Origin of the sequence: Streptococcus sp. VT 162, assembly GCA_000688775.2 — a bacterium.
Classification (GTDB): domain Bacteria; phylum Bacillota; class Bacilli; order Lactobacillales; family Streptococcaceae; genus Streptococcus.
In genome coordinates this window covers 968,712-993,284 of sequence record CP007628.2, presented here as the reverse complement: position 1 = coordinate 993,284, position 24,573 = coordinate 968,712, and the positions used below count along the sequence as shown (strand labels likewise).

General features: G+C 38.3%; 27 protein-coding genes. 25 read left to right on the top strand and 2 right to left on the bottom strand.

Translation table 11 applies throughout. The features are described 5' to 3' along the window. Positions 1-301: 301 nt before the first annotated feature. The 25 genes from V470_04820 to V470_04695 all read left to right on the top strand — a co-directional run bounded on the left by V470_04820 (position 302) and on the right by V470_04695 (position 22,728). Positions 302-772: a hypothetical protein gene (locus tag V470_04820; GenBank protein ID AHZ47753.1), complete on the top strand. Its 471-nt coding sequence runs from the start codon at positions 302-304 to the stop codon at positions 770-772. Positions 773-1,162: 390 nt separating this feature from the next. Continuing rightward, positions 1,163-1,780, top strand: coding sequence for a hypothetical protein (locus V470_04810; protein AHZ47752.1), 618 nt, complete (start codon positions 1,163-1,165; stop codon positions 1,778-1,780). A gap of 40 nt (positions 1,781-1,820) precedes the next feature. After that, complete coding sequence (locus tag V470_04805; GenBank protein AHZ47751.1) at positions 1,821-2,675, top strand: ADP-ribosylglycohydrolase; 855 nt, start codon at positions 1,821-1,823, stop codon at positions 2,673-2,675. Between the two features lie 29 nt (positions 2,676-2,704). Then, positions 2,705-3,094, top strand: a complete 390-nt coding sequence (locus V470_04800) for a hypothetical protein (protein ID AHZ47750.1) — start codon at positions 2,705-2,707, stop codon at positions 3,092-3,094. A 235-nt stretch (positions 3,095-3,329) separates the two neighbouring features. Next, on the top strand, positions 3,330-4,001 hold the full coding sequence (locus V470_04795) for a lipoprotein (GenBank protein ID AHZ47749.1): 672 nt from the start codon (positions 3,330-3,332) through the stop codon (positions 3,999-4,001). A 59-nt stretch (positions 4,002-4,060) separates the two neighbouring features. Then, positions 4,061-4,723, top strand: a complete 663-nt coding sequence (locus V470_04790; protein ID AHZ47748.1) for a hypothetical protein — start codon at positions 4,061-4,063, stop codon at positions 4,721-4,723. A gap of 178 nt (positions 4,724-4,901) precedes the next feature. Then, positions 4,902-5,480: a tandem five-TM protein gene (locus V470_04785; protein ID AHZ47747.1), complete on the top strand. Its 579-nt coding sequence runs from the start codon at positions 4,902-4,904 to the stop codon at positions 5,478-5,480. A gap of 120 nt (positions 5,481-5,600) precedes the next feature. Continuing rightward, positions 5,601-6,362: a hypothetical protein gene (locus V470_04780; protein AHZ47746.1), complete on the top strand. Its 762-nt coding sequence runs from the start codon at positions 5,601-5,603 to the stop codon at positions 6,360-6,362. 38 nt (positions 6,363-6,400) lie between these two features. Next, the gene (locus V470_04775; protein ID AHZ47745.1) at positions 6,401-6,763 is read left to right on the top strand and encodes a hypothetical protein; all 363 of its coding nucleotides are present in this window, start codon (positions 6,401-6,403) and stop codon (positions 6,761-6,763) included. Between the two features lie 180 nt (positions 6,764-6,943). Further along, positions 6,944-7,825 (top strand): lipid kinase, encoded by an 882-nt coding sequence (locus V470_04770; protein AHZ47744.1) that lies wholly within the window; start codon positions 6,944-6,946, stop codon positions 7,823-7,825. A 63-nt stretch (positions 7,826-7,888) separates the two neighbouring features. Further along, positions 7,889-8,380 carry a phosphoribosylanthranilate isomerase gene (locus V470_04765; protein ID AHZ47743.1) on the top strand — a complete coding sequence of 164 codons (492 nt, stop codon included), beginning with the start codon at positions 7,889-7,891 and terminating at the stop codon, positions 8,378-8,380. Between the two features lie 177 nt (positions 8,381-8,557). After that, positions 8,558-10,297 (top strand): neopullulanase, encoded by a 1,740-nt coding sequence (locus tag V470_04760; GenBank protein ID AHZ47742.1) that lies wholly within the window; start codon positions 8,558-8,560, stop codon positions 10,295-10,297. Positions 10,298-10,453: 156 nt separating this feature from the next. Then, the gene (locus tag V470_04755; GenBank protein ID AHZ47741.1) at positions 10,454-11,329 is read left to right on the top strand and encodes a membrane protein; all 876 of its coding nucleotides are present in this window, start codon (positions 10,454-10,456) and stop codon (positions 11,327-11,329) included. Positions 11,330-11,350: 21 nt separating this feature from the next. After that, positions 11,351-11,533, top strand: a complete 183-nt coding sequence (locus V470_04750; GenBank protein ID AHZ47740.1) for a hypothetical protein — start codon at positions 11,351-11,353, stop codon at positions 11,531-11,533. A gap of 95 nt (positions 11,534-11,628) precedes the next feature. Continuing rightward, positions 11,629-12,135, top strand: a complete 507-nt coding sequence (locus tag V470_04745; protein AHZ47739.1) for a hypothetical protein — start codon at positions 11,629-11,631, stop codon at positions 12,133-12,135. A 178-nt stretch (positions 12,136-12,313) separates the two neighbouring features. Continuing rightward, on the top strand, positions 12,314-12,868 hold the full coding sequence (locus V470_04740; protein AHZ47738.1) for a hypothetical protein: 555 nt from the start codon (positions 12,314-12,316) through the stop codon (positions 12,866-12,868). Between the two features lie 623 nt (positions 12,869-13,491). Further along, positions 13,492-14,952, top strand: a complete 1,461-nt coding sequence (locus tag V470_04735) for an arginine decarboxylase (protein AHZ47737.1) — start codon at positions 13,492-13,494, stop codon at positions 14,950-14,952. After that, positions 14,953-15,813: a spermidine synthase gene (locus tag V470_04730; protein AHZ47736.1), complete on the top strand. Its 861-nt coding sequence runs from the start codon at positions 14,953-14,955 to the stop codon at positions 15,811-15,813. It begins immediately after the preceding gene. Further along, positions 15,810-17,069: a saccharopine dehydrogenase gene (locus tag V470_04725; protein AHZ47735.1), complete on the top strand. Its 1,260-nt coding sequence runs from the start codon at positions 15,810-15,812 to the stop codon at positions 17,067-17,069. Before V470_04730 ends, V470_04725 begins: the two co-directional genes overlap by 4 nt. Continuing rightward, positions 17,069-18,196: a carboxynorspermidine decarboxylase gene (locus tag V470_04720; protein ID AHZ47734.1), complete on the top strand. Its 1,128-nt coding sequence runs from the start codon at positions 17,069-17,071 to the stop codon at positions 18,194-18,196. The genes V470_04725 and V470_04720 overlap by 1 nt, the downstream gene beginning before the upstream one ends. After that, positions 18,193-19,278: an agmatine deiminase gene (locus V470_04715; protein ID AHZ47733.1), complete on the top strand. Its 1,086-nt coding sequence runs from the start codon at positions 18,193-18,195 to the stop codon at positions 19,276-19,278. Before V470_04720 ends, V470_04715 begins: the two co-directional genes overlap by 4 nt. A 9-nt stretch (positions 19,279-19,287) precedes the next feature. Beyond that, positions 19,288-20,163, top strand: a complete 876-nt coding sequence (locus V470_04710) for a carbon-nitrogen hydrolase (protein ID AHZ47732.1) — start codon at positions 19,288-19,290, stop codon at positions 20,161-20,163. 144 nt (positions 20,164-20,307) lie between these two features. Then, on the top strand, positions 20,308-21,045 hold the full coding sequence (locus V470_04705) for a beta-carotene 15,15'-monooxygenase (protein AHZ47731.1): 738 nt from the start codon (positions 20,308-20,310) through the stop codon (positions 21,043-21,045). 106 nt (positions 21,046-21,151) lie between these two features. Next, positions 21,152-21,850, top strand: a complete 699-nt coding sequence (locus V470_04700; protein ID AHZ47730.1) for a chemotaxis protein CheY — start codon at positions 21,152-21,154, stop codon at positions 21,848-21,850. Further along, positions 21,850-22,728: a histidine kinase gene (locus V470_04695; protein ID AHZ47729.1), complete on the top strand. Its 879-nt coding sequence runs from the start codon at positions 21,850-21,852 to the stop codon at positions 22,726-22,728. Before V470_04700 ends, V470_04695 begins: the two co-directional genes overlap by 1 nt. Before the next feature lie 38 nt (positions 22,729-22,766). Here V470_04695 and V470_04690 read toward each other — a convergent pair whose 3' ends face one another. Together V470_04690 and V470_04685 are read right to left on the bottom strand one after the other, a co-directional pair. Then, the gene (locus tag V470_04690; protein ID AHZ47728.1) at positions 22,767-23,519 is read right to left on the bottom strand and encodes a membrane protein; all 753 of its coding nucleotides are present in this window, start codon (positions 23,517-23,519) and stop codon (positions 22,767-22,769) included. A gap of 10 nt (positions 23,520-23,529) precedes the next feature. Continuing rightward, positions 23,530-24,438, bottom strand: coding sequence for an ABC transporter (locus tag V470_04685; GenBank protein ID AHZ47727.1), 909 nt, complete (start codon positions 24,436-24,438; stop codon positions 23,530-23,532). Positions 24,439-24,573: the final 135 nt, after the last annotated feature.

Here is a 24,573-nt window from a genome sequence, read left to right as displayed (position 1 = left end):
CAATTGTTGGAGTCATTGTAGGTTCAGTTTACGAATGGAACAATATCAAAACGAAGGATTTTCCTTTATTTTGTGATGATTGTTTTTTCACGGATGATACGGTAAGTTCGAACCACTGAGTGTGTAGCTTTGCTGGTAAAAGCGTAAAAATCTTATAACAAAAGAACTTAAGAAAGTATTGAAACAAAGGCTTTTGCCGTAAGAGATATTTTAGTATTATGCCTGAAATTAAAATAGGCTAAGAGTAGATTTGTGAGTTTTGAACAATTTTTCCTAGCATACTTAGGAATGGAGAGATAAGATGACATGGACTAAGGAATATTTTTCTAAAATTGAATTTATTATTCATTGTGGTTGTGAAATTTTTGGTTATTTTGAGTGTAATCTGATGAACTCTGAACTGTCCTACCAAGAGTGTGGGAATACTGGAATGATCGTTTTTGAACATAGTCAGAAACTATCCGAAAAATCCTTATCTAAACTCATGAAATATACGCGACTTATTGATTTTGAGAAATATAGAAAGGGGAACAATTCAAATAAGAATGATAAAGTTATTGGTTATAGAGATGCATTTTCGATAACTTTCAAGGGCTATAGTCAAGATGGACAAGCTTTATTGATATATAATATGGACTATGTTTACAAGGATTGGTACAATAGACCCGTTGATAACTTGTACAGTTTTATAAGCGAAACCTATTTTTCAGATTTTCAAAATAATAGATGTTTTATTGCTCAAGGGCTGATGGCTGGTGTACTTCCGTTTTAGGTATAATATGAAGATGTAGTACATAGTGGAATCAAAAAAGTTTTTTAATTATAATTTGATTAGATGAATACCTATAAATTATACAAAATTCGTTAATAGATAATTTTAAAACTATAGTTGATGGTCAAATTCCCGATATCTTACAAGGAGGAATCTTATGCTAGGAGCAATAGTTGGAGACATTGTAGGTTCAGTTTACGAATGGAACAATATCAAAACGAAGGATTTTTCTTTATTTTGTGAGGATTGTTTTTTCACGGATGATACAGTAAGTCCAAACCGCTGAGTGTGTGAGTTTGTTAGTGAAACATAGTTAATCCTCAAACTAAAGAAACTAAACCCCCATTATTTTGAGATGAAAACCTAAACTGTTTTTAAGGAGGTGTTATATTGATAGAGAGTAGACCTGGGTTTGATAAAATCACATCCTTTGATGAATTTAATAAATACTATTGGTATCGTGATGAACTCTCACAGATATGCAAGTCATTAGGACTTGAAAATAGAGGTACAAAACAAGAACTCAATGATATTATTGAGCAGTACTTCAAGGGGAATTTGATTAAAAAATCATCAGTAAAAAGGAAAAAGAAACGAGTAGAAGTCGTTACTTTAGATACGCCCTTACTTGAATGTGGATTCTCCTTTAATGCAAACTTTAGAGAATATTTCTCAACTTTAACAGGTGTTTCGCCCTTTAAATTTACTGCTAATATGGCCACTGCTTGGAGAAAAGTAAAAAGAGAACATGATTTAAGTTTTACCATTCAAGATATGCTAAAAGTTTATTATGGAAATTCAGATTATGCCAAGTATGACCATTCGGTTTGTCAATGGAATCAGTTTTTAAAGGATTTCTGTGCAGACGAAAATAGTGCCAACTACTCGAATAAACTAAAAGTAGCTTCTATTCTTTGGAAAGAAGTTAGAAATTCAAGTAATGAAAAAATTTATTCAAAAAAACTTTTGACTGAATATGCTGATAAAATAGATGAGTATGACAAGTAGAAATGTCAGTCTAAACTAATAGTTTGTAAGGAGGAATACCATGCTAGGAGCAATAGTTGGAGATATTGTAGGTTCAGTTTACGAATGGAACAATATCAAAACGAAAGACTTTCCATTATTTCGTGAGAATTGTTTTTTCACTGATGATACGGTTATGACCTGTGCTGTTGCAGAAGCCATTATGAATGGCGGTCAGAAGGATGACTTTATTGACGCCATGAAAAAATATGGTAGAATGTATCCCGATGCAGGTTACGGTGCAAGATTTGGGAATTGGGTTGATGGCGACGATCGAGAACCTTATAATAGCTTTGGAAATGGCTCAGCAATGCGTGTTTCTCCATGTGCCTGGACCATGGATTGTAGTTTCTGTGCACGAACGGGAGTCTGGCCGTCCAGAAGAGCAGTTGCACGACTTTCTGCAGAGGTGACTCATAACCATCCAGAGGGTGTCAAAGGAGCTATGGCGACGTCTGATACTATATTTATGTGTCGTTATTACTTTGGAGGTTACAGTGGTGACTATGGAAAACCGATCAACGATAATCCTACAGAGTGTAAGAGACTTATCAAGGAGCATATAGAACAAGAGTATGGATATAATCTTTCTCAAACACTAGATGAAATTCGTCCTACTTATCGTTTCAATGAAACTTGCCAGAATACGGTACCTCAAGCTATCATTGCCTTTCTTGAAAGTACAGACTTTGAGGATGCTATCAGAAATGCCATCTCCCTTGGTGGCGATAGTGATACTCTTGCTGCAATAACGGGGAGTATAGCTGAGGCGGCATATGGCATTCCGGACTGGATCAAGGAACAGACCTATTCCTATCTAGACAACCCGTTAAAGGAAGTCATTGAACGATGGGAGCTTTTCATAGCAGGAAAATGATTGTTTAGTTAAGAAGAAAGGTGGCAACGATGGAATTACTTGATATGTATAAAAAAGAAAAAGTTATAGAGGTTATCACAAATATTTTAAAGGCTATTCACCTGAAAAAATATGAAGACATTATGAATTATGTCGATGAATCAGAGATTGACGATTTAAACGAGTTCTTTAGTTATGTTGAAAAGACATTAGAATTGAATGATTTTGACACGATTGATGAGTATGGTGTGGAGTGTCATTTCAATCCGCCTTATGAGTACTCTCAATTGGAAATTTATGATTATGACGACCAGACTGGGTTTGCTGTTGATTATGATTTGACTTCAAATTCTGAATTAGTAGATATGAGATTGCAAGTAGAGTTTCTATATACCGACAATGGCTATACAGTAAGATTTCTTGATGTCGATCCTGGTTAGGAGAAGTTTAACAAGCAATATCCTTGATATACTATTTATACAGGCATTTAAGATTTTCTTGAATGTCTTTTTTTGTACAAGAGTAAGGTCAAAGCTTTTAAACTATCAAGTTTTCCTATCAATAGGTCAATTGTCTTTAAATGCATTTTATGAATGAATCTAAATGGTTATAGAGAGCCATTTCCAATATGTTCATGCTATAATAGACTTAGACTTCGTGATTTTGGAGAGGTAAATGAAAAAATATAAACATTTATTATGGCTGTCTGGCTTGGTAATTGTATTGATTTCGCTATTATCATTGAATGCTTGTAGTTTGGGTGGTGAAACTATTCCCCAAAATAGAACAAAGGAACAGTTCGAGTTTGAAAAAACGTTTGAACCTATGTTTAAATTTTTGGAACAAGAGCAGAAAGATTTTAATGGGCTGGAAGCTTATAAAAGTAGAGTCTATATAAAAAATGGTGACGAAGTCAAAAGATATGAAATTGACCTAGGTATTACCAAGGCAGATGGTAAGGGTGACTATAGAATACAAATCGGAGAAAACAAAAAAACGGTTCCCGTTAGTTATTCTAATGGCAAGTTGCATTACGATTCAGAGATAGATCCTTTATTTGATGAAGAGATTCTTAATTTAGTTGTCAAAAGAGATGTTTTTGACTCCTTGAATGTAAAAAGGACGTTAAGAACCGGAACAACAGAGCTTAGTGAAATTATCTACCAGCCAGAAAATAACTCTGACCTCTTTCAGAAACTGAAAAACAAATATGATCTACCAGAGGAAACAACGTGCCAAATTAGAATAGATTACTCAGATAAAACAAATTATGGGATTACAATACAGTTAACATCGAAAGAGATGTCTGTCAAAATTGGTTTAACTATTATTAAAAAACGGGGCTAACGATTTAGGAATGTTATTGAAAAGAGTTTTTTAACTCTGAGAAGGATTTAAAGGTGACTATGAAGGTAAAATTTAAAGAAACGAATAAAGTATTTTTCAAAATAGTAGAAGTAGAGGGAGAAAAGTATATTCTAGATTTGACGACTGTTAGACCAAAATCCTATTTCTGGGGTTCTCTTCCTGATGAGATCACTGCAAAAATGCAAAAGTTAGATAAAAGAGATACTCGTTTTGAAAGTGTGGCTCCAACTATGAGTAAATCAATTGGTGCTGCAATTGGTGTAGCAATAGGGGGATCTGGCTATCGGCTAGTGACGAGTTTTTTTAGAAACAATGGGATTAGTCACAATCTTCCTTTAAAGATAGGTTTATATGGTCTGTTCATATTCCTAGCTTATCTTGCTTTCTGGTTCATTGCCATAAGAGCTCGTCATAGCGTCCAAAAAAGACTTGAGAATAAAGTTTCAAACTATCAAATAACCTTTAAACCAGTTGGAAATAAACGTCAATTAAAACATTACAAACTTCTTCCTTTTATCCTTGTTCCGACTCTTGGATGTTTTGCATTTTATCTATATACTGTTAATGGAACAGAGGGAGCCTTACTTGTTGTTAATAGTATTCTATTGTTGGGATTTTTTACAGTGATTTTAGGCATGTCACCACTCCGAGAACGTGTCGAAAAGCAAGAGATTATTTTTGATAGAATAGAGAAGTTATAAATTAAGCTAAAAGCCGTTTTATGATCCTCTTTTGCAGGTCACATTGGGCTATTTTATCAGAAAATTAGGGAATTAATTAGAAAGTATTTGAGGAATAGACGTGGAATTAAAATTTAAAAATTCAAGCATGATGTGCTTTCAAATTGTTCAGATAAATCACGAATCGAAGAAGTATGTCATGGATACAAGTACTATAAGCCCAAAGAGCTATTATTGGGGAATAAAAACAGATACAATTACAGTGAACATGGTAGAGATTGAAAAAAATAATAACCAGTTTGCAATTAAACCTAGAAGACCTGTAAATGCGACAATGATAGCCATTATCGTTCAACCAATCGTCAAGGTTAGTTATGATGCACTGAAAGAACTTTTTATTCATAATAATATTAGTGAGCAAATATTACTAAAGTTACTCCTGTTTTCTATTTCCATGTTGATTTCATATTTTGCTGCTGTTATTTCACTTAGGTTGGCTCATAAAAAAGCAGAAAAATGGATTCCTAAAAATAGCAATAAATACACAGTGACCTTTACAACTATTAAAAAAAGCAACGGAGGAGTTTATCCGTTCATTGGATTAATTTTACTCTGTTTGCTTTTTTTCCTTTGCTTGAATAATGGAACGGAAGGAGCTTTCTTGGTAATCAATGGAATCGTATCGTTATTCTTTTTCATGTTTACTCTAGGAAGTTTCCCAATCGCTCATCCATACAAGCATGGTCAAATTGAGGTTGAAAAGATTGAGAAAATATAGAATAAATGATATTGATTCAAGTATTAAACTTATTCGTGAAGCATTTTGTTAGTCAATGACTCATTTAAGGTTCAGAACTTCTCTCGTAATGCCACATTGTAATTTAGAAAAGGAGTAAAAATGAATTATTTAGAAATACGTAAGAAATATGCATTTTATAGAAAAGTCGTGATTGTTTTGGCTGTTCTTCTCAGTCTTTTTGTAGCTTGGATGGTGAAAGATAGGACTACTCAAACCCTTTGTATTTTATTCATAAGTGCACTTTTATTTCTTTTCATTGCACTAATCAGAAGAGGGTATGTAAGGAGTGCTACTAAGTTACTGCATATGGACTTAGATTTACCATCTTGGAAGCAATACATTGAATTGAAGAAAGATGCAAAAAGAGCTATTATAAAAATGGATGTGACACTAACATCTGTTGGGTATTCCTATATGATTGGTGATTTCGATGCTGCCATTAAGGAGGCTTCTGAAGCAATGACTGATCAAAAACTGAAGCCGAAATACAGGGATTTCTTTGAGAGTTACCTCGTTCGCTCGACAGTTCTTGCAAATCCAAACCTAACCAGAGATGAGCTTGATCTTATACTAAACAAAATGTCCATCTCAGATTCCTCTCTAGCCGAGAAAACAAAAAGCGTAAGTATTGCACTTTACGATTTAACAATTGCTCATCAATTCAATGATTATTTTGAAGAATTGGAAAACGAATTTAAATATCAACAATTGGAAATCACTTATTATCAAGCTTTGAACTCTAAATTAAAAGGAGATATGACTAGGGCGAATGAATTGTTTAGAAAACTCGCTCAAGAAGATGAACAGCTCTATATCGTACGGAAGTCTAAAGAATTTTTAAATAGTGAATCTATTAATTAGCGATGAATAAGTACAGAAAAGGATAAAAAGGATTAAGTGTGAAATCAAATAAATTATTGCTAATAAACGGAGTTATTTCTTTAATTGGAGCTTTAACGATTACTTACCTTTCTTCTAAAATGTGGAAATTTGAAATCATTTACTGGGTGATACCTAAGCTTGTTAGACTTTCTAGTTGGGATGGAATCTACTTTTCAACTTGTTTAATATTGCTGTTTTTTGGTTTTGTAGCATTCCTTCTTCATGATGAAGAATCAAAAGTCAATAAGAAGACTTATCAGTTTCTTTTGATTGCATCTATTATTGGTTTTATTCCGATATTAGCTGGATTTTCCAGTGTGTTCGCATTTGTTTCAGCCATTTTATACTTAATGGATTATATAAAATTGTCGAAAAAGTAAAGTAGTGGATTGTTAACAATAAGTATTTATTCTTGTTTAAGTTGAGGTTAGTGCTTGATACATTAACGTATCTATTCTAGTTAGTGGATTCGATTTTTCAAGCATTTGGATGGCGTTTCCATAACTCAAGTGATATAATTAGTTACTAGAATTTTTGTAACGATTAAAGGAGTATTATCAATGAAAAAAGCAATGTTAATTATCAACCCTACCTCTGGTGGGGAAAAGGCTTTGGATTATAAGGTCAAGCTGGAGAATAAAGCAAAAGATTATTTTGAGCAGGTGGAAACCAAAATTACCGAAAAAGCACTGGATGCAACACTCTTTGCTGAGGAAGCGTCTCGTGAGCAGTACGATGCAGTGGTTGTTTTTGGTGGAGACGGGACGGTCAATGAAGTTATTTCAGGTATTGCTGAGAGAGAATACGTTCCTAAGTTGGGTATTATCCCAGGCGGTACGGGTAACCTCATTACAAAACTGTTGGAAATCAATCAAGACATCGATGGCGCGATTGATGAACTCGATTTTAACTTAACCAATAAGATTGATATCGGTAAAGCGAATGACAACTATTTTGGTTATATTTTTAGTATCGGTTCTCTGCCTGAGGCGATTCACAATGTGGAGATCGAGGACAAGACAAAATTCGGTATTTTAGCCTATGCTGTAAATACCATGAAGTCTGTGATGACGGATCAGGTCTTTAACATTAAGGTTGAGACAGAAAACGGAAATTATGTTGGTGAAGCTAGCCATGTTTTGGTTCTCTTGACAAATTACTTCGCTGACAAGAAAATCTTTGAAGAAGACAAAGATGGCTATGCCAATATTTTGATTCTAAAAGATGCTTCTATATTCTCTAAATTATCCGTTATTCCTGATTTACTAAAAGGAGATGTTGTCGGAAATGATAATATTGAATATATCAGAGCGTGCAATATTAAGATCTCTTCAGATAGTGAATTGGAGTCAGATGTTGACGGCGATAAGTCGGATAATCTACCTGTAGAGATTAAGGTACTGGGCCAGCATATTGAAGTCTTTTCACAACCGAAAGAGTAGAAGGTAGAAACAAGTTTGTCTTTCACTGCTAAAACTGAATTCATATCAACGATTGGAGGAGAAATGAATTCTCTATTTGATGAATTTCGAACAATTTGTTCACATTTAAACCCAGTCGGAATCACACCGACACTCATGGGGTCTTTGGGGTTTGAATACCGTTCAAATGAAGAATGGCAGCCGTCTGACATTGACATTCATGTTTCTGGAGATCCTAGAGGATGGGATGCGCCTGATCATCTCAGGATTTATGACTGGGACAAGATAATGAAAGTGATGAACCACTTAGGCTATACCTTGGTAGATATTCACGAGCACGAATTCCAAAAAGATGGCGTGAGCGTTGAATTTGGGAGTATCGATTCCTTACCTGATTTTGCAGGAGTATCTGAATCAGATATAGAGTTGATTCATCTCGAGGACATCACGTTTCGTGTTCCAAGTTTAGAACAGTATTTCAGTATATATAAAGCTTCTTCCCAAGATTCCTATCGAAATGACCACAATAACAATAAAGATTTTAAAAAGATAGATTGGCTGGAAAGGCATTTGTAAATCATCAATCAGAAAGTAGTAGGTATTAAGTCTTACTGCTTTTTTATATTCTCAAAAACAATCCACTCAAAACTACGGACAAGTATTGAAAATAAAATTTTAAAGTAGTATACTAGAATCACAATTGTGAAAACGTTTGCGTCGCAAATGAACTCAAGTTAATTAGGAGACAAAACAGTGGAATTAACAGCTATTTACCATAGATCAGAGTCGGAGTATGCTTATCTCTATAAAGACAAGATAATGCACATTCGTATCCGGACTAAGAAAGATGATATTGAAAGCATCCATTTGCATTATGGAGATACTTTTATCTTTTTAGAGGACCATTATGAAGCAAGTAAGGCGATGATCAAAGTAACTTCTGATGCCTTATTTGATTACTGGCAAGCAGAAGTTTCAGTGGGCTATGCTCGACTACAGTATCTTTTTGAACTCAAAGATAAGCTAGGTCAGAGTATTTTGTATGGCGATAAGGGATGTGTTGCAAACACGCTAGAAAACCTTCATTATGAAGGAAACGGCTTCAAAATTCCGTATATCCATGAGATTGATGCTTGTCATGTTCCTGACTGGGTAGCAAAGACGGTATGGTACCAGATTTTCCCAGAACGCTTTGCTAATGGGAATCCTGAGATTTCTCCAGAAGGAGCCCTAGCTTGGGATTCCTCTATCAAGCCAAAGACGAGCGATTTCTTTGGTGGTGATTTACAAGGTATTATTGACTATCTGGATTACTTGCAGGACTTGGGGATTACAGGACTTTATCTCTGTCCGATTTTTGAATCCCCAAGCAATCACAAGTATAATACGACGGATTATTTCGAAATTGACCGTCATTTTGGAGACAAGAAAATCTTCCGTAAACTGGTGGAGGGAGCCCATCAGAGGGGCATGAAAATCATGCTGGATGCTGTTTTCAATCATATCGGGGACCAGTCTCCACAATGGCAGGATGTTCTCAAGCATGGTGAAAAGTCGGAATATAAAGACTGGTTCCATGTTCAAGAATTCCCCGTGACCAAGGATAAGCTGGGAAACCCAAGAAAACTCCCTTACCATACCTTTGCCTTTGCCAGCTATATGCCCAAGCTCAATACGGCCAATCCTCAAGTGAGGGACTATTTGTTGAGCGTTGCGACCTACTGGATTGAAGAGTTTGATATCGATGCTTGGCGCTTGGATGTGGCAAATGAAGTCGACCACCAATTTTGGCGAGATTTCCGTAAGGCTGTCCTGGCTAAAAAGCCTGACCTTTATATTCTTGGAGAGGTCTGGCACACTTCCCAGCCCTGGTTAAATGGCGATGAATTCCACGCAGTCATGAATTACCCTCTCTCTGATACTATCAAGGATTATTTCTTGCGAGGGGTTAAGAAGTCACCTCAATTTATCAATGAAATCAATAGCCAATCTATGTACTATAGACAGCAGATTTCGGAAGTGATGTTCAATCTTCTGGATTCGCACGATACGGAGCGCATTTTGACTACTGCCAAGGGAGATGTACAACTGGTTAAGTCAGCCCTTGCCTGCCTCTTTTTACAAAGAGGGACACCGTGTTTCTACTATGGAACAGAGTTGGAGTTAGATGGAGGACCAGATCCAGATTGTCGTCGTGTCATGCCTTGGGAACGTGTTTTCGATAGCAATGAGATGTTGAATTTTATGAAGAAATTGATTCAACTTCGAAAGGATGCTTCAGGCATTATCCAACATGGAACCTATAGTCTGCAAGAAATCAAACCGGATGTTCTAGCTCTAGAATGGAATTATGATGGACAAAAGGTCCAAGCTATTTTTAACCAATCATCTGAAAATTATCTTGTCGATAGTGACACTGTAGCGCTAGCAAGTCATTGCCAAGAATTGGGACTGCAACTGGAAATTTTGCCTAAAGGTTTTGTCGTTCAATAAATAATATGATTAAAAAGACTGTAATGAATGGGTGATTCGTGCAGTCTTTTTTTGACTTATGTAGTATAATATAGCTAAGTCAACGATTACTAGCTGCATGATTAATGAATACTGTTTAAAATGAAAAAGAGACTTGTACTCTAGAAGGAGCGTTTCATGAAACGAACGAGAAAAGTAGTAGCCTTGGGATTGTGTTTGCCCTTATTTCTTGGATTGGCTGCTTGTCAGCAAAATAATACGAGCACTGAAGCTGCAAACCAGACACAGACCAGTTCGGATAAAGTTCCTTGGACGGCTTCATATACAAATCTGAATAATCAGGTCAGTACCGAAGAGGTCAAATCTCTCTTATCAGCTCACTTGGACCCAAATAGTGTTGATGCATTTTTCAATCTTGTCACAGACTATAATGCGACTGTCGGTTCTACTGGCTTAAGTGGGGATTTTGCCTCCTTTACGAAGACAGAATACGACGTAGAGAAAATCAGCAACCTCTGGAATCAAAAAAAGGGTGACTTTGTCGGGACCAACTGCCGCATCAATAGCTATGCGCTCTTGAAAAATTCGGTCACAATTCCAAAACTTGAAAAGAATGATCAGCTGCTTTTTGTGGATAACGATGCTATCGATAAGGGAAAAGTATTTGATTCGAAAGATAAGGAAGAGTTTGATATTCTATTTTCTAGGGTGGAGACGGAAGCAACGACGGATGTAAAAGTTCACGCGCAGAAGATGGAGAAATTCTTTTCCCAGTTTCAATTCAATGATAAAGCTCGAATGTTGTCTGTTGTGTTGCATGATAATTTGGATGGGGAGTATCTTTTTGTAGGGCACGTTGGTGTTTTAGTGCCAGCTGAGGAGGGTTTCTTATTTGTAGAGAAACTGACTTTTGAAGAGCCTTATCAAGCTATTAAGTTTGAGAGCAAGGAAGATTGTTACAAGTATTTAGCTACAAAGTATGCGGATTACACTGGTGACGGATTAGCTAAGCCTTTTATCATGGATAATGAAAAGTGGGTTGAAGGTTATTAAGATAGGCAAAGGAGAAGTAATATGGAGAAAGTAATAGCGCTTTTAGTTCTCATTCTTATCGGAGTCTGGGCTGTAAACATTCTCAAGCCTCGTAAGGCAAATAATAAAGAGCGATTTTTAGGTTATACTCAGCGCTATGATATAGATGGTGAGGGTTATCAGTCAGAAGTCTGGGAAGTGACAGAAAATGAGAATGAGAAATAAGGAGGAGTATCCAAAAACAGTAGATTTCTTGCCTTTTCAAGAAAGGGAACTGGTAACATCAGTACTATCCTAAGGAACCTATAGGAGGAAACATTATGGGAATGATTGCTAATTATCAATATCTATCTGACAATAAATTAAGCCAAATAAAGCGGTATTCTTGTCAGGAAGAGGATTTGCTTGACTTGGTAGAGGATTATCCTGAGGGAAATGATACGTTGATAGATATTGACAAAATGTGGGATGCCTTACTCTTTGTTATGACAGGCTTTAGTAGTTCAGAATTTATGGATGACGACCCCTTGAGAGAAGCTGTCTTGGGAGTGACTCCTTTAGAAAATGTATCGGAGTATATAGCCTATACTGAACACTCAAAGATAGCTGAGATTGTTCAAGCATTAGAGAATTTTGACATGGATAGGGCTCTAGCTAACTTTAGCATGGAAGCATGCAAGAAGGCAGATTTGTATCCCGATATTTGGGATTATCTTGATGAAGAGGAAGAAATCAAGGATGACATTCGAACCTGCTTTGTAAAAATGAAGGACTTTTATAAGAAAATCTTAACTCTCAAGGGGAATGTCTTAGTGACTATTTGTTAACTACTTTTACAAACTGCTAGTCAGGTGCGTGATGAATGTACATCTAGAAAATCAAACACCTGATGATTTATCTAGTGAAGAAAATATTCCACAGTATAGCCGGACGAAATAGATAGAAATTCGTTATAGAATTTGTAAGCATAATAGATTTTAAGCTTTAAGATGGAGGACTAAAGAGATGGGAAGAATTGAATGGGAAAATGCCAAGACACGTTTAGATGCCTTACTTGTCATTGATGAGTATCGAACAGATCCAAATGAGACCTGGCTTCGATTGATTGTTAAAGCTGAGGAAAGCTATGGGGTTCGTTACCTTATCGACAACGGTTCTGGTGATTCTCTAGATGTGCTCTTTACTGATAAAATAATCCTTATAAAAGGCTTTGATCATGAAAGTAGTTTGAGCCAATTTGCTGCTGACGAGTGGAATCAAGACGTCATTGATGGTTTTTATAAAGGACTGGATGAAAAGTATCAAAACCTTTACTCAGAAGAGCAAAAAGATGAAACAACCTTTTTTATCTGGTATGACGGTCAAGAACATCAAAATACCTACCAAGATCAGGATGGTGGCGAATGGTTGTTATCCTATATCTTTGTCAGTTTTGAGAAATTTCATGAGTTTGTGACGGATTACTATTCAATTACCGTAGATGAGGACTTACTTAGAAAACTTTACAATCAAGGACAGCTTTCAAAAGTAGAATTGGAGCAGTTGATTCCCACTTCCTAGCTGGAAATATGTATAAAATCTGATGAAAAGAATTGATTTTCAATATCAAGTCATACTTTAAGATTATTAAAATATCTAATGGTTGTAGTTTCTTTTTTTCTTACTTCTTTGACGTTTTAAAGCGATTTCTTTTTGTCATTGAATAATATTTCACGAACAAAAAATGGAATTCTTTAAAAAAGTTTCACAAAACACTTTACAAGCTCTTATAAACATGATATAGTTATAAGGCTTAGAAAATGAGAAGATGTTTTCTAGCAAATATAAACCCGAGAAAAAAATGCCTACGGACAGGCAGGGTTGAATGCCGAAGCGTGGTTGAAAAGCCACATTATTGATAGGGTTAAAAGCCTACTTTTATAAGTTGATGTTAGGACGCTTGTCCTAATTCATAAATTTTTAGTGTGGTGAAAGCACACGTCATCTTGTGAAACGATCAATAAAGTACGTAATATTTGCTACTAGAGAGTTAGGAAACATCAGGAACAGACATACTCAACAGAAACCAAAATAAACACGTCAGAAGATTGCAGAGCAGGTGAAAACCTGCTCTTTTTTCATAAGTCAACCTTTAGTCGCCTTTATCTTCTTGAGGTGCTAAAAATACGGTGAAGGAGTATGTCTTGAAGAAGTTAGATCAAAACCAAGCCCCAATTTACGAGGCCTTGGTCAAACTACGCAAGAAAAGGATTGTTCCCTTTGATGTGCCAGGTCACAAGCGTGGGCGAGGAAATCCGGAACTTGTCGAACTGTTAGGAGAAAAATGCGTTGGTATCGATGTTAATTCGATGAAGCCCTTAGATAATCTTGGTCATCCCATTTCGATTATTCGGGATGCAGAGGAGCTGGCTGCGAATGCTTTTGGAGCAGCCCATGCCTTTCTCATGATTGGGGGAACAACCTCATCAGTTCAAACTATGATTCTTTCGACTTGTAAGGCAGGAGATAAGATTATTCTGCCACGAAATGTCCATAAATCTGCTATCAATGCGTTGGTTCTATGTGGAGCCATTCCCATCTATATCGAGATGAGTGTAGATCCCAAAATCGGCATCGCATTAGGACTTGAAAATGACCGTGTGGCTCAAGCTATAAAGGATCATCCAGATGCTAAAGCTATCCTAATCAACAATCCTACTTACTATGGGATTTGTTCAGACCTCAAGGGTTTAACGGAAATGGCTCACGAAGCTGGCATGATGGTTTTAGTGGATGAAGCCCATGGAGCGCATTTGCATTTTACAGATAAATTGCCGCTGTCTGCTATGGATGCTGGCGCTGATATGGCGGCGGTCTCTATGCATAAGTCTGGTGGGAGTTTGACCCAGAGCTCCATCCTTCTTATCGGGGAGCAGATGAATCCTGAGTACGTTCGTCAGATCATTAACCTGACCCAGTCTACATCTGCCTCTTACCTACTTATGTCTAGTTTGGATATTTCTCGTCGCAACTTAGCCCTTCGTGGCAAAGAGTCTTTTGAGAAAGTCATTGAACTATCTGAGTATGCTCGTCGTGAAATCAATGCTATCGGTGGTTATTATGCCTACTCAAAAGAGCTCATAGACGGTGTGTCTGTTTGTGATTTTGACGTGACCAAGCTGTCCGTTTACACTCAGGGTATTGGCTTAACAGGTATCGAAGTTTATGACCTCCTGCGAGACGAATACGACATTCAGATCGAATTTGGTGATATTGGGAATATCTTAGCTTATATTTCGATTGGTGACCGCATCCAAGACATCGAACGTTTGGTCGGTGCTTTGGCGGATATCAAGAGACTCTACTCAAGAGATGGAAAAGATTTGATTGCTGGAGAATATATCCAGCCCGAGTTAGTGCTGTCTCCTCAGGAAGCCTTTTATTCAGAGAGAAGAAGTTTCACCTTGGATGAATCTGTTGGACATGTCTGTGGGGAATTTGTCATGTGCTATCCTCCAGGCATCCCAATCCTAGCACCAGGTGAACGGATTACACGAGAGATTGTGGATTATATACTATTTGCCAAAGAACGTGGTTGCTCCCTCCAAGGGACGGAAGATCCAGAGGTCAATCACATCAATGTCATTAAGAGAAAGGAGAACTAGATGGATTTATGGTTTTCTGAAGTTCATACTCCAGATGTGAAATTGTCCCTGAGAACAGCCAAGCAACTCTACGCTGGTAAAAGTGAATGGCAGGATATCGAAGTCTTGGATACGCCAGCTTTTGGGAAAATACTGGTCTTAAATGGGCATGTCTTGTTTTCAGATGCAGATGACTTTGTCTACAATGAAATGACGGTCCACGTACCCATGGCTGTGCATCCCAATCCAAAGAAAGTATTGGTTATTGGGGGTGGTGACGGTGGTGTTGCTCAAGTATTAACCCTCTATCCTGAACTGGAGCAAATCGATATTGTGGAACCGGATGAGATGTTGGTTGAGGTCTGTCGTGAGTATTTCCCAGACTTTGCTGCAGGGCTAGATGATCCTCGTGTTACCATTTACTATCAAAACGGCCTACGCTTTTTGCGAAACTGCGAAGATGACTATGATATTATCATTAACGATGCGACAGATCCATTTGGACATACGGAAGGACTATTTACCAAGGAATTTTATGGCAATAGTTACCGTGCTCTCAAAGAAGACGGTATCATGATTTATCAGCATGGGAGTCCTTTTTTTGACGAAGATGAGTCAGCTTGCCGAAGCATGCACCGCAAGGTCAATCAAGCCTTTCCAATCAGTCGGGTCTATCAGGCGCACATCCCGACCAGCCCAGCTGGCTATTGGTTGTTTGGATTTGCATCGAAAAAATACCACCCTATCAAAGATTTTGACAAGGAAGGCTGGAAAAAACGCCAGCTTTTCACGGAATATTACACTGCAAACTTACATGTGGGAGCCTTCATGTTGCCCAAGTATGTTGAGGACATTTTAGAAGAAGAGGAAGGAAAAAAATGAGTCGTTTATTAGTTATTGGATGTGGGGGCGTTGCCCAAGTTGCTATTTCAAAGATTTGTCAAGATAGCGAAACCTTTACAGATATTATGATTGCTAGCCGTACCAAGTCAAAATGTGATGACTTGAAGGCTAAATTAGAAGGCAAAACGAATACAAAGATTGAAACTGCTGCTCTTGATGCTGACAAGGTAGAAGAAGTGATTGCCCTGATCGAAAGCTACAAGCCAGAAGCTGTTTTGAACGTAGCTTTACCATACCAAGACTTGACCATCATGGATGCTTGTTTGGCGACAGGTGTGCACTATATCGATACTGCCAACTACGAGGCAGAGGATACAGAAGATCCTGAGTGGCGTGCTATTTATGAGAAACGTTGTAAGGAACTTGGTTTTACAGCCTACTTTGATTACTCATGGCAATGGGCTTACCAAGATAAATTCAAAGAAGCAGGCTTGACCGCTCTTCTTGGTTCTGGTTTTGATCCAGGTGTGACTAGTGTCTTTTCAGCCTATGCTCTCAAACATTATTTTGATGAAATCCACTATATCGATATTTTAGACTGTAATGGTGGTGACCACGGTTATCCATTTGCGACAAACTTTAACCCGGAAATCAATCTACGTGAGGTTTCTGCACCAGGTTCTTACTGGGAATATGGAAAATGGGTTGAAGTCGAAGCTATGTCTATCAAGCGTGAGTATGATTTTCCTCAAGTTGGGCAAAAAGACATGTATCTCCTTCACCATGAAGAAATCGAATCTTTGGCTAAGAACATTCCAGGAGTTAAACGTATTCGTTTCTTTATGACTTTTGGTCAATCTTATCTAACGCATATGAAATGCTTGGAAAACGTTGGTCTCCTTCGTACGGATGCTATTAACTTTAATGGACAAGACATTGTACCGATTCAATTCTTAAAAGCCTTGCTTCCAGATCCTGCCAGCCTTGGCCCACGCACAGTTGGAAAAACAAATATTGGATGTATCTTTACAGGTGTCAAAGATGGTGTTGAAAAAACCATCTACATCTACAATGTTTGCGACCATCAGGAATGTTACGCTGAGGTTGGCTCCCAAGCTATTTCTTACACGACTGGAGTTCCAGCTATGATTGGAACAAAATTAGTTATGAATGGTACTTGGAAACAACCTGGAGTTTACAACCTTGAAGAATTGGATCCAGATCCATTCATGGAAGCTTTGAATGAGTACGGTTTGCCTTGGGTTGTGGTTGAAAATCCACAAATGGTGGACTAATGAAGCTAGAACAAGTACCAACACCAGCTTACGTCATTGACTTGGCAAAGTTGGAAGCCAACTGTCGCGTTTTACAATATGTACAAGAAGAATCTGCTTGCAAGGTTTTGCTTGCCCAGAAGGCTTATTCTCTCTACAAAACCTATCCCTTGATTAGCCAGTATCTTTCTGGTACAACTGCAAGTGGTCTCTATGAAGTTAAGTTAGCTAGAGAAGAGTTTCCGGGGGAAGTCCATGTCTTTGCACCTGCTTTCAAGGATGCAGACTTGGAGGAATTGCTGGAGATAACGGACCATATCGTCTTCAACTCGGAGAGACAGTTGCGTAAACATGGTGCTCGTTGCCGAGAGGCTGGTATCAGTGTCGGTTTGCGCCTCAACCCTCAGTGTTCAACTCAAGGAGATCACGCGCTCTATGACCCTTGTGCTCCGGGATCTCGGTTTGGAGTTACTTTAAACAAGATACCGAGTGATTTGCTGGACTTGGTGGATGGGCTTCATTTTCACACACTTTGTGAGCAGGGAGCAGATGATTTAGAGACAACTTTGAAAGCTGTAGAAGAACAGTTTGGACCCTATTTGCATCAAGTTAAATGGCTCAATATGGGGGGCGGACACCACATCACCAGAGAAGACTACGATGTGGATTTACTGATTTCAGAAATCAAGCGTATCCGAGAAACTTACAACCTTGAAGTCTATATCGAGCCGGGTGAAGCTATTGCGCTCAATGCGGGTTATCTAGCTACTGAAGTATTGGATATTGTAGAAAACGGTATGGATATTTTGGTTTTAGATGCCTCTGCAACCTGCCATATGCCAGATGTACTTGAGATGCCCTATCGACCACCTTTGAGAAACGGCTTTGAGGCGCGAGAAAAAGCCCATACCTATAGACTTTCTTCTAATACCTGCCTGACGGGTGATGTGATTGGTGATTATAGTTTTGAAAATCCAGTTGAAATTGGTGACAGACTCTATTTCGAAGACATGGCTATTTATTCCTTTGTCAAAAATAATACTTTTAACGGTATTGGCTTGCCAAGTCTCTATCTTATGGACGAGCAGGGAGACTGCAGCTTAGTCAAAGCCTTTGGCTATCAAGACTTTAAAGGGAGATTATCATGATAGAAACTCCGAAAAAAGCAGGCTATCGTATGCCAGCAGAGTACGAACCCCATCATGGTACCCTCATGATATGGCCGACTCGACCAGGTTCATGGCCCTTCCAAGGAAAGGCTGCCAAAAGAGCATTTAGCCAGATTATCAAGACCATAGCAGAAGGGGAAAGAGTCTATCTTTTGGTGGAGCAGGATTATCTATCTGAAGCGCAATCCTATCTTGGAGAAAAGGTTGTTTATCTAGATATTCCTACTAATGATGCCTGGGCGCGTGATACGGGGCCGACCATTCTCATCAATGATAAAAAAGAAAAGTTGGCAGTCGATTGGTCTTTTAATGCATGGGGTGGCGCTGTCGATGGTCTTTATCAAGATTATGAAGATGATGACCAAGTAGCCAGTCGTTTTGCTGAGGCATTGCAAATGCCTGTTTACGATGCCAAACCTTTTGTACTGGAAGGCGGGGCAATCCATAGCGATGGTCAAGGGACTATTCTTGTGACTGAAAGTTGCTTACTCAGTCCTGGACGCAATCCCCACCTGTCTAAAGAGCAAATTGAAAACACCTTATTAGAGTGCCTTGGCGCTGAAAAAGTTATTTGGCTACCTTATGGTATTTATCAGGACGAAACCAATGAACACGTTGACAATGTTGCCGCTTTCGTTGGTCCTGCAGAACTTGTCTTGGCTTGGACAGATGATCAAAACGATCCCCAGTATGCCATGTCTGCAGCTGACCTTGCCCTTTTAGAGAAGGAAACGGATGCAAAAGGGCGTCCCTTCACTATTCATAAATTGCCAATCCCAGCGCTTCATCAAGTTGTAACCGAAGAAGATTTGCCAGGCTACATCTACGAAGAAGGGGAAGAAGAGCGTTATGCAGGTGAACGTCTTGCAGCTTCCTATGTCAATTTTTATATTGCCAACAAGTCTGTCTTAGTGCCCCAGTTTGAGGATGTAAACGACCAAGTGGCCCTAGATATCCTCAGCAAGTGTTTTCCAGACCGTAAGGTCGTAGGAATACCAGCAAGAGACATTCTTTTAGGTGGTGGCAATATTCACTGTATCACCCAACAAATCCCAGAATAGGAGAAAAAGATGAGAAATGTTAGAGTTGCAGCGATCCAGATGCAATGTGCCAAGGATGTGGCAACAAATATCCAAACAGCAGAGCGTTTAGTACGTCAAGCTACAGAACAAGGCGCACAAATCATTCTCTTACCCGAGTTGTTTGAACGTCCCTATTTCTGTCAGGAACGCCAGTATGACTACTACCAGTATGCCCAGTCGGTGACAGAAAATACAGCCATTCAGCATTTTAAAGTAATTGCTAAGGAACTACAGGTTGTTCTACCGATCAGTTTCTATGAAAAAGATGGCAATGTCTTGTATAACTCAATCGCCGTCATTGATGCTGATGGAGAAGTGCTGGGCGTCTATCGGAAGACCCACATACCAGATGATCATTATTATCAAGAAAAATTTTACTTTACGCCTGGTAACACTGGTTTCAAGGTCTGGGATACTCGCTATGCTAAGATTGGGATTGGCATCTGTTGGGATCAATGGTTTCCTGAAACGGCGCGCTGTCTTGCGTTGAATGGGGCAGAATTGCTCTTTTACCCAACAGCTATTGGTTCAGAGCCAATTTTGGATACAGACAGTTGTGGTCACTGGCAACGTACCATGCAAGGGCACGCAGCAGCAAATATTGTCCCAGTTATTGCAGCCAATCGCTATGGCTTGGAAGAAGTCACTCCTAGTGAGGAAAATGGTGGACAGAGTTCCAGTCTTGACTTCTACGGTTCCTCCTTTATGACGGATGAAACAGGAGCTATTCTAGAGAGAGCTGAAAGACAAGGAGAAGCTGTTCTGTTAGCAACTTATGACCTTGATAAGGGAGCAAGCGAGCGCCTAAATTGGGGACTGTTTCGTGATAGAAGACCCGAAATGTACCAACGAATTACGGACTAGAAGGTAAATTTCATAATAAACATTTAATATTCACGCCTGTCTTACAAAAATGTAAGATAGGCTTTTTAAATGTAAGATGGGTGTACGATTATACGTGGAAATGTATGCTATACTCTATGTAGATCAAAAAGAAAGAGGTTTATTATGAAAAAATGGAATGCAACGCAGTTGAAGTATCTGATGGCGGCAGTAATGGTTCTGGACCATATCCCTCATATCACCGGAATCGTTTCTCCTTTGTGGGAAGGTATCTTTCACGCCTTGACCCGTTGTGTCGGAGTTTGGTTTGCCTATATGGCTATGGAAGGCTTCATCCATACTCGAAATTTGAAAAACTACCTCATCCGTCTTTGGAGTTGGGCGCTGATCATGTTTGCTGGAAATAGCCTTCTCAATACTCTGTTTGCCTCTAAGGGTGTAATGGTTACTAATAATATTTTCTTGACTTTGGCCATCGGTGTCACCATGCTTTGGATTGGTTTTCCCAGAAAAGAGTTGGATAAAAAGGAGAAGTTGTGGCGTCGTATTGGGCTTGCTGGGCTCTTGATTTTCGGGTGTCTTTTTACCGAGGGTGGCATCACCATGCTACCATTTCTCTTGATTAGTTACTCTTGTCGAAATCGCAAGGGCTTGCGAAATCTCCTCTATGCCTTTCTGTGGGCCTTCTTGTTAGTGACTTCCATCCAAATTTACGACACTTGGCACCAAACACTGGAAATGATGCTTTACAATTCTGACTGGCTCTTTATCACCGTATTTCCTTTTATGGCTTTGTATAATGGACAGCGAGGAAAAGAAACTAGTTGGAGTAAATATTTCTTTTATATTTTCTACCCAGCTCATCTATGGATTATAACTTTGATTGCTTATTTGGTTAAGTAGATTCAATATCCATTAGCTCCTTCTTGCTTAAAATGTGAGAGGAGCTTTTCTGTATCTGGAATTCCTAACAAAACATGTTATAATAGTTTTAGAAAGGACGAGGTTTATGGCGAGCATACTTATAATTGAAGATAATAATGAAATCCAGGAAATCTTAAGAACCCTTCTTGCAGAGGAACATGAGGTGATTCAAGCATTTTCTGGTACAGAAGGTATAATGCAATTTGACAAAGGTGGCATTGATCTCGTTTTGCTAGATATCATGCTCCCTGGGAAAAATGGTGACCAAGTCTTGCAAGCTATTCGACAAACGAGTCAGACTCCGGTCATCATGCTTACTGCTTTGGGTGATAAAAAGCTCATCAGCCAATATCTCTTAGATGGTGCCAATGATTATGTAGTAAAACCTTTTGATTTGGACGAAGTCTTTGCCAGAGTCACTGTTCAATTACGCCAAAGTGGTGAACATCAGTCAGAAGATCGAAGAGAAATTGATAACCTCGTACAAAATTTTAAAAATATCCAGTTTGATGCGGATAGTTTTGAAATAAGTAACGCAACTGAAACCATTCGCCTTGCAAAGAAAGAGTGCCAGATTCTCCAAATGTTGCACCAGCATCCTAAAAAGATCTTCACCAAAGAAGAACTCTATGAATTGATTTGGGAAGAAAGTTACCTGCCTGGAGACAATACGCTCAACACCCATCTAAGCAATCTCCGTAAAAAACTGCATCAACTGGATCCAAATCACGAGTACATCGAAACCATTTGGGGAGTTGGTGTTCGATTAAAAGGAGATAAGTAATGATTTACATTTTGATATCTATATTGCTCCTTACTAATATTATTTTGGCGATTTTTTTGATTCGCTATCATATAGCAATTAGAGATTTAAGCAGACAAATTGAAGAAAAGATTCGCTCTGGTAGCATGAAGAGGATCGGTGTAAATTTCTTTTCAAAGACCATTTTGCGTCTACATAACCAAATTGAGAATCTATTTCAAGAAGTGGAGCAAAACCAACTAATCATGAAGCGTGAAAAACGCACCCTAGATATGGCAATCAGTAACATTGCTCATGATATTCGGACACCTTTGACAATCGCTTCAGGATATACCCAGCAACTAATAAAACACCCCGATAATAGTCAGGAAACTTTAAGCAAAATAGCCCATCATCAGGAACTGGTTTCCAAACGTTTGGAGGCCCTCCTAGAATACCGTCATTTGATGGAAGGAGCAGTCAAACCGAAACTGGAAGAACTTGATTTATCAACTTTTATAACGAAAAAGACTTTAGCTTATTACGACGTTTTTCAATCTTCACAGATTGTTCTTGATTTTAATGTTGAACCAGGATTGAAAACGGCGACTGATGAGGACTTGCTTGATCGAATTATACAAAACCTTCTTGGAAATGTTCTCAAGCACGGTAAGGAGAAGGCTCGGCTTTCTTTGAAAAAGGAAGACAATAGGCTTGCTTTGGAAATTGATAATCTAGTCAAAAAATCTATCAAGAATATAGACAATCTCAGCAATCGTTTTTATTCTGAAAATATGTCAGATACCGAAGAATCCTCTGGTTTAGGTCTCTATATTACTGAGGAATTGGTTCATCTTCTTGGAGCGGAAATGAAGCTAGCCACTGATGGAGAATGGTTTTCGGTCTTTATTTATTTTTAACAAAAGAAACCTCCTCTATATCCTAGAGGAGGTCCTTTTTATAAGCTTTTCTTCTTGAAAATAGTCAGTCCACTGAAAGAGAAGAAAAGTATGACTGTTACGCAAACCGTGATGGTATAGAGAATAGCTTGACTATCAGCAGTCATGGCATAGGCAAAATTTAAGCTCAGATATCGTAAAATTGCGATATTTGGAAAGATAAGCATTGGCATAGAAAGGATGATAGAGGTAACTAGATAGCCGATAAATACGGCAAGATAAGAATGAGTTAGGTAGAGAATAAAGGAGACAATCGAAAGCCAAGCGAGTAGGCATAGAAATTGAAGGGAAATCGTCAAGAGGAGATTAGTAACAAAACCATCAGGCATTGTACCAAGTCCGTTTAGTAGAGTCGCGGGAATAAAGGCAATCACAAGACTGGTGATGAGTTGTAAGAGAGCGATACTTGCTAGTACAAAGAATTTAGCAAGGAAAAACTCGGTACGAGAAACGCCAACTGTCAAACTATTTTTATAAAGCTTGCCGATTAAATCGACCCCAAGAACTAAACACACTAGAATAATACAGAGGAAAACGAGGTTTGAGCCGTTATTTGACGCGTTGATTAGAGCTTCTATCCCATTCCAACCATGGGTAGGAAGCTCAGGTGGTGCTGCCTGAACTGACATTAGATGCCCTGTAGCTCCAATAGTAGCACCCAGTAACATAAGTACAAAGAGAATGAATTCTGTAATCCAGAATCCTTTTGAGCGGAAAAGACGGTAAAAATCTGCTTGAATGGTATGTATCATGATTTTTCTCCTATTCTACCAATTGGGTGAAGTATTCTTCTAGGTTTTGACGGGCAAAGTAAATCTCATCAATAGCAACATCGGACAAAGTTAGTTGCTTAAGAATCTGTTTGACATCTTGTTCATTACCAAAGATATGGATTTCCTTTTCAGGGTTTACAACCTTAAACTGGAGCTGGATTTGTTCTTTCAATACCTGACAAGCTCTTTCTTTATCGCTTGTTCTAAGCACGATATAATCCTCACTTAGTGTTTCAAACTCAGCTTTACTGATTTCACGGATAATCTTACCTTGATCCAGAATACCAAAGCGATTAGCTAAGAGATAGAGTTCTGACAAGATATGGCTAGAGATGAGGATGGTTATGCCTTTTTCTTGATTTAGCCGCTGGATCATGAGACGAAATTCTTTGATTCCAATTGGGTCGAGACCATTAATAGGTTCATCAAGAATAAGGAAGTCGGGTTTGGACAGAAGAGCAATAGCGATACCAAGTCTTTGTTTCATTCCTAGCGAGAAATCACGAAAGACTTTCTTACCTGTATCAGACAAACCTACATAATCTAGTGTTTCTTGAATAACTTTATCAGCATTTGGAATATGGCGGATCATACAATAATATTTCAGATTTTGATAGGCTGTTAAGTGATTATGAGCTACAGGTGATTCGATAACTGAACCTACTCGAGATAAGCCCTTGGTCCACTCATTTTCCGATTGACTAGAAAAGAGGGAAACAGTTCCTTTATCCGCAAACAGTAGTTGTGTAATGATTTTGATAAGAGTAGTTTTACCTGCTCCATTTTTTCCGATTAGACCATAAATATCTCCCTCTTTTATGGTTAGACTAAGATCTTGAAGAATAGCTTGTTGTCCGAATTGTTTGGTCAGTCCATGAATTTCGAGTACTGTTTTCATGATTTTCTCCTTTTGATTTATTTTTCTAACTTTAGTATAAGGTATAGAAATCAAAGAAATATCAAGTAATTCTAAAGAGTTTCTAAAGTTTTGTGATTCTTAAAAAAACAAAACCCAGTTGACATGAACTGGGCT

Coding starts and splice junctions, on each gene's coding strand:
- V470_04820 (AHZ47753.1), top strand. CDS start 302: ATGACATGGACTAAGGAATATTTTTCTAAAATTGAATTTATTATTCAT.
- V470_04805 (AHZ47751.1), top strand. CDS start 1,821: ATGCTAGGAGCAATAGTTGGAGATATTGTAGGTTCAGTTTACGAATGG.
- V470_04800 (AHZ47750.1), top strand. CDS start 2,705: ATGGAATTACTTGATATGTATAAAAAAGAAAAAGTTATAGAGGTTATC.
- V470_04795 (AHZ47749.1), top strand. CDS start 3,330: ATGAAAAAATATAAACATTTATTATGGCTGTCTGGCTTGGTAATTGTA.
- V470_04790 (AHZ47748.1), top strand. CDS start 4,061: ATGAAGGTAAAATTTAAAGAAACGAATAAAGTATTTTTCAAAATAGTA.
- V470_04785 (AHZ47747.1), top strand. CDS start 4,902: ATGGATACAAGTACTATAAGCCCAAAGAGCTATTATTGGGGAATAAAA.
- V470_04780 (AHZ47746.1), top strand. CDS start 5,601: ATGAATTATTTAGAAATACGTAAGAAATATGCATTTTATAGAAAAGTC.
- V470_04770 (AHZ47744.1), top strand. CDS start 6,944: ATGAAAAAAGCAATGTTAATTATCAACCCTACCTCTGGTGGGGAAAAG.
- V470_04765 (AHZ47743.1), top strand. CDS start 7,889: ATGAATTCTCTATTTGATGAATTTCGAACAATTTGTTCACATTTAAAC.
- V470_04755 (AHZ47741.1), top strand. CDS start 10,454: ATGAAACGAACGAGAAAAGTAGTAGCCTTGGGATTGTGTTTGCCCTTA.
- V470_04750 (AHZ47740.1), top strand. CDS start 11,351: ATGGAGAAAGTAATAGCGCTTTTAGTTCTCATTCTTATCGGAGTCTGG.
- V470_04745 (AHZ47739.1), top strand. CDS start 11,629: ATGGGAATGATTGCTAATTATCAATATCTATCTGACAATAAATTAAGC.
- V470_04740 (AHZ47738.1), top strand. CDS start 12,314: ATGGGAAGAATTGAATGGGAAAATGCCAAGACACGTTTAGATGCCTTA.
- V470_04730 (AHZ47736.1), top strand. CDS start 14,953: ATGGATTTATGGTTTTCTGAAGTTCATACTCCAGATGTGAAATTGTCC.
- V470_04725 (AHZ47735.1), top strand. CDS start 15,810: ATGAGTCGTTTATTAGTTATTGGATGTGGGGGCGTTGCCCAAGTTGCT.
- V470_04720 (AHZ47734.1), top strand. CDS start 17,069: ATGAAGCTAGAACAAGTACCAACACCAGCTTACGTCATTGACTTGGCA.
- V470_04715 (AHZ47733.1), top strand. CDS start 18,193: ATGATAGAAACTCCGAAAAAAGCAGGCTATCGTATGCCAGCAGAGTAC.
- V470_04710 (AHZ47732.1), top strand. CDS start 19,288: ATGAGAAATGTTAGAGTTGCAGCGATCCAGATGCAATGTGCCAAGGAT.
- V470_04705 (AHZ47731.1), top strand. CDS start 20,308: ATGAAAAAATGGAATGCAACGCAGTTGAAGTATCTGATGGCGGCAGTA.
- V470_04700 (AHZ47730.1), top strand. CDS start 21,152: ATGGCGAGCATACTTATAATTGAAGATAATAATGAAATCCAGGAAATC.
- V470_04695 (AHZ47729.1), top strand. CDS start 21,850: ATGATTTACATTTTGATATCTATATTGCTCCTTACTAATATTATTTTG.
- V470_04690 (AHZ47728.1), bottom strand. CDS start 23,519: ATGATACATACCATTCAAGCAGATTTTTACCGTCTTTTCCGCTCAAAA.
- V470_04685 (AHZ47727.1), bottom strand. CDS start 24,438: ATGAAAACAGTACTCGAAATTCATGGACTGACCAAACAATTCGGACAA.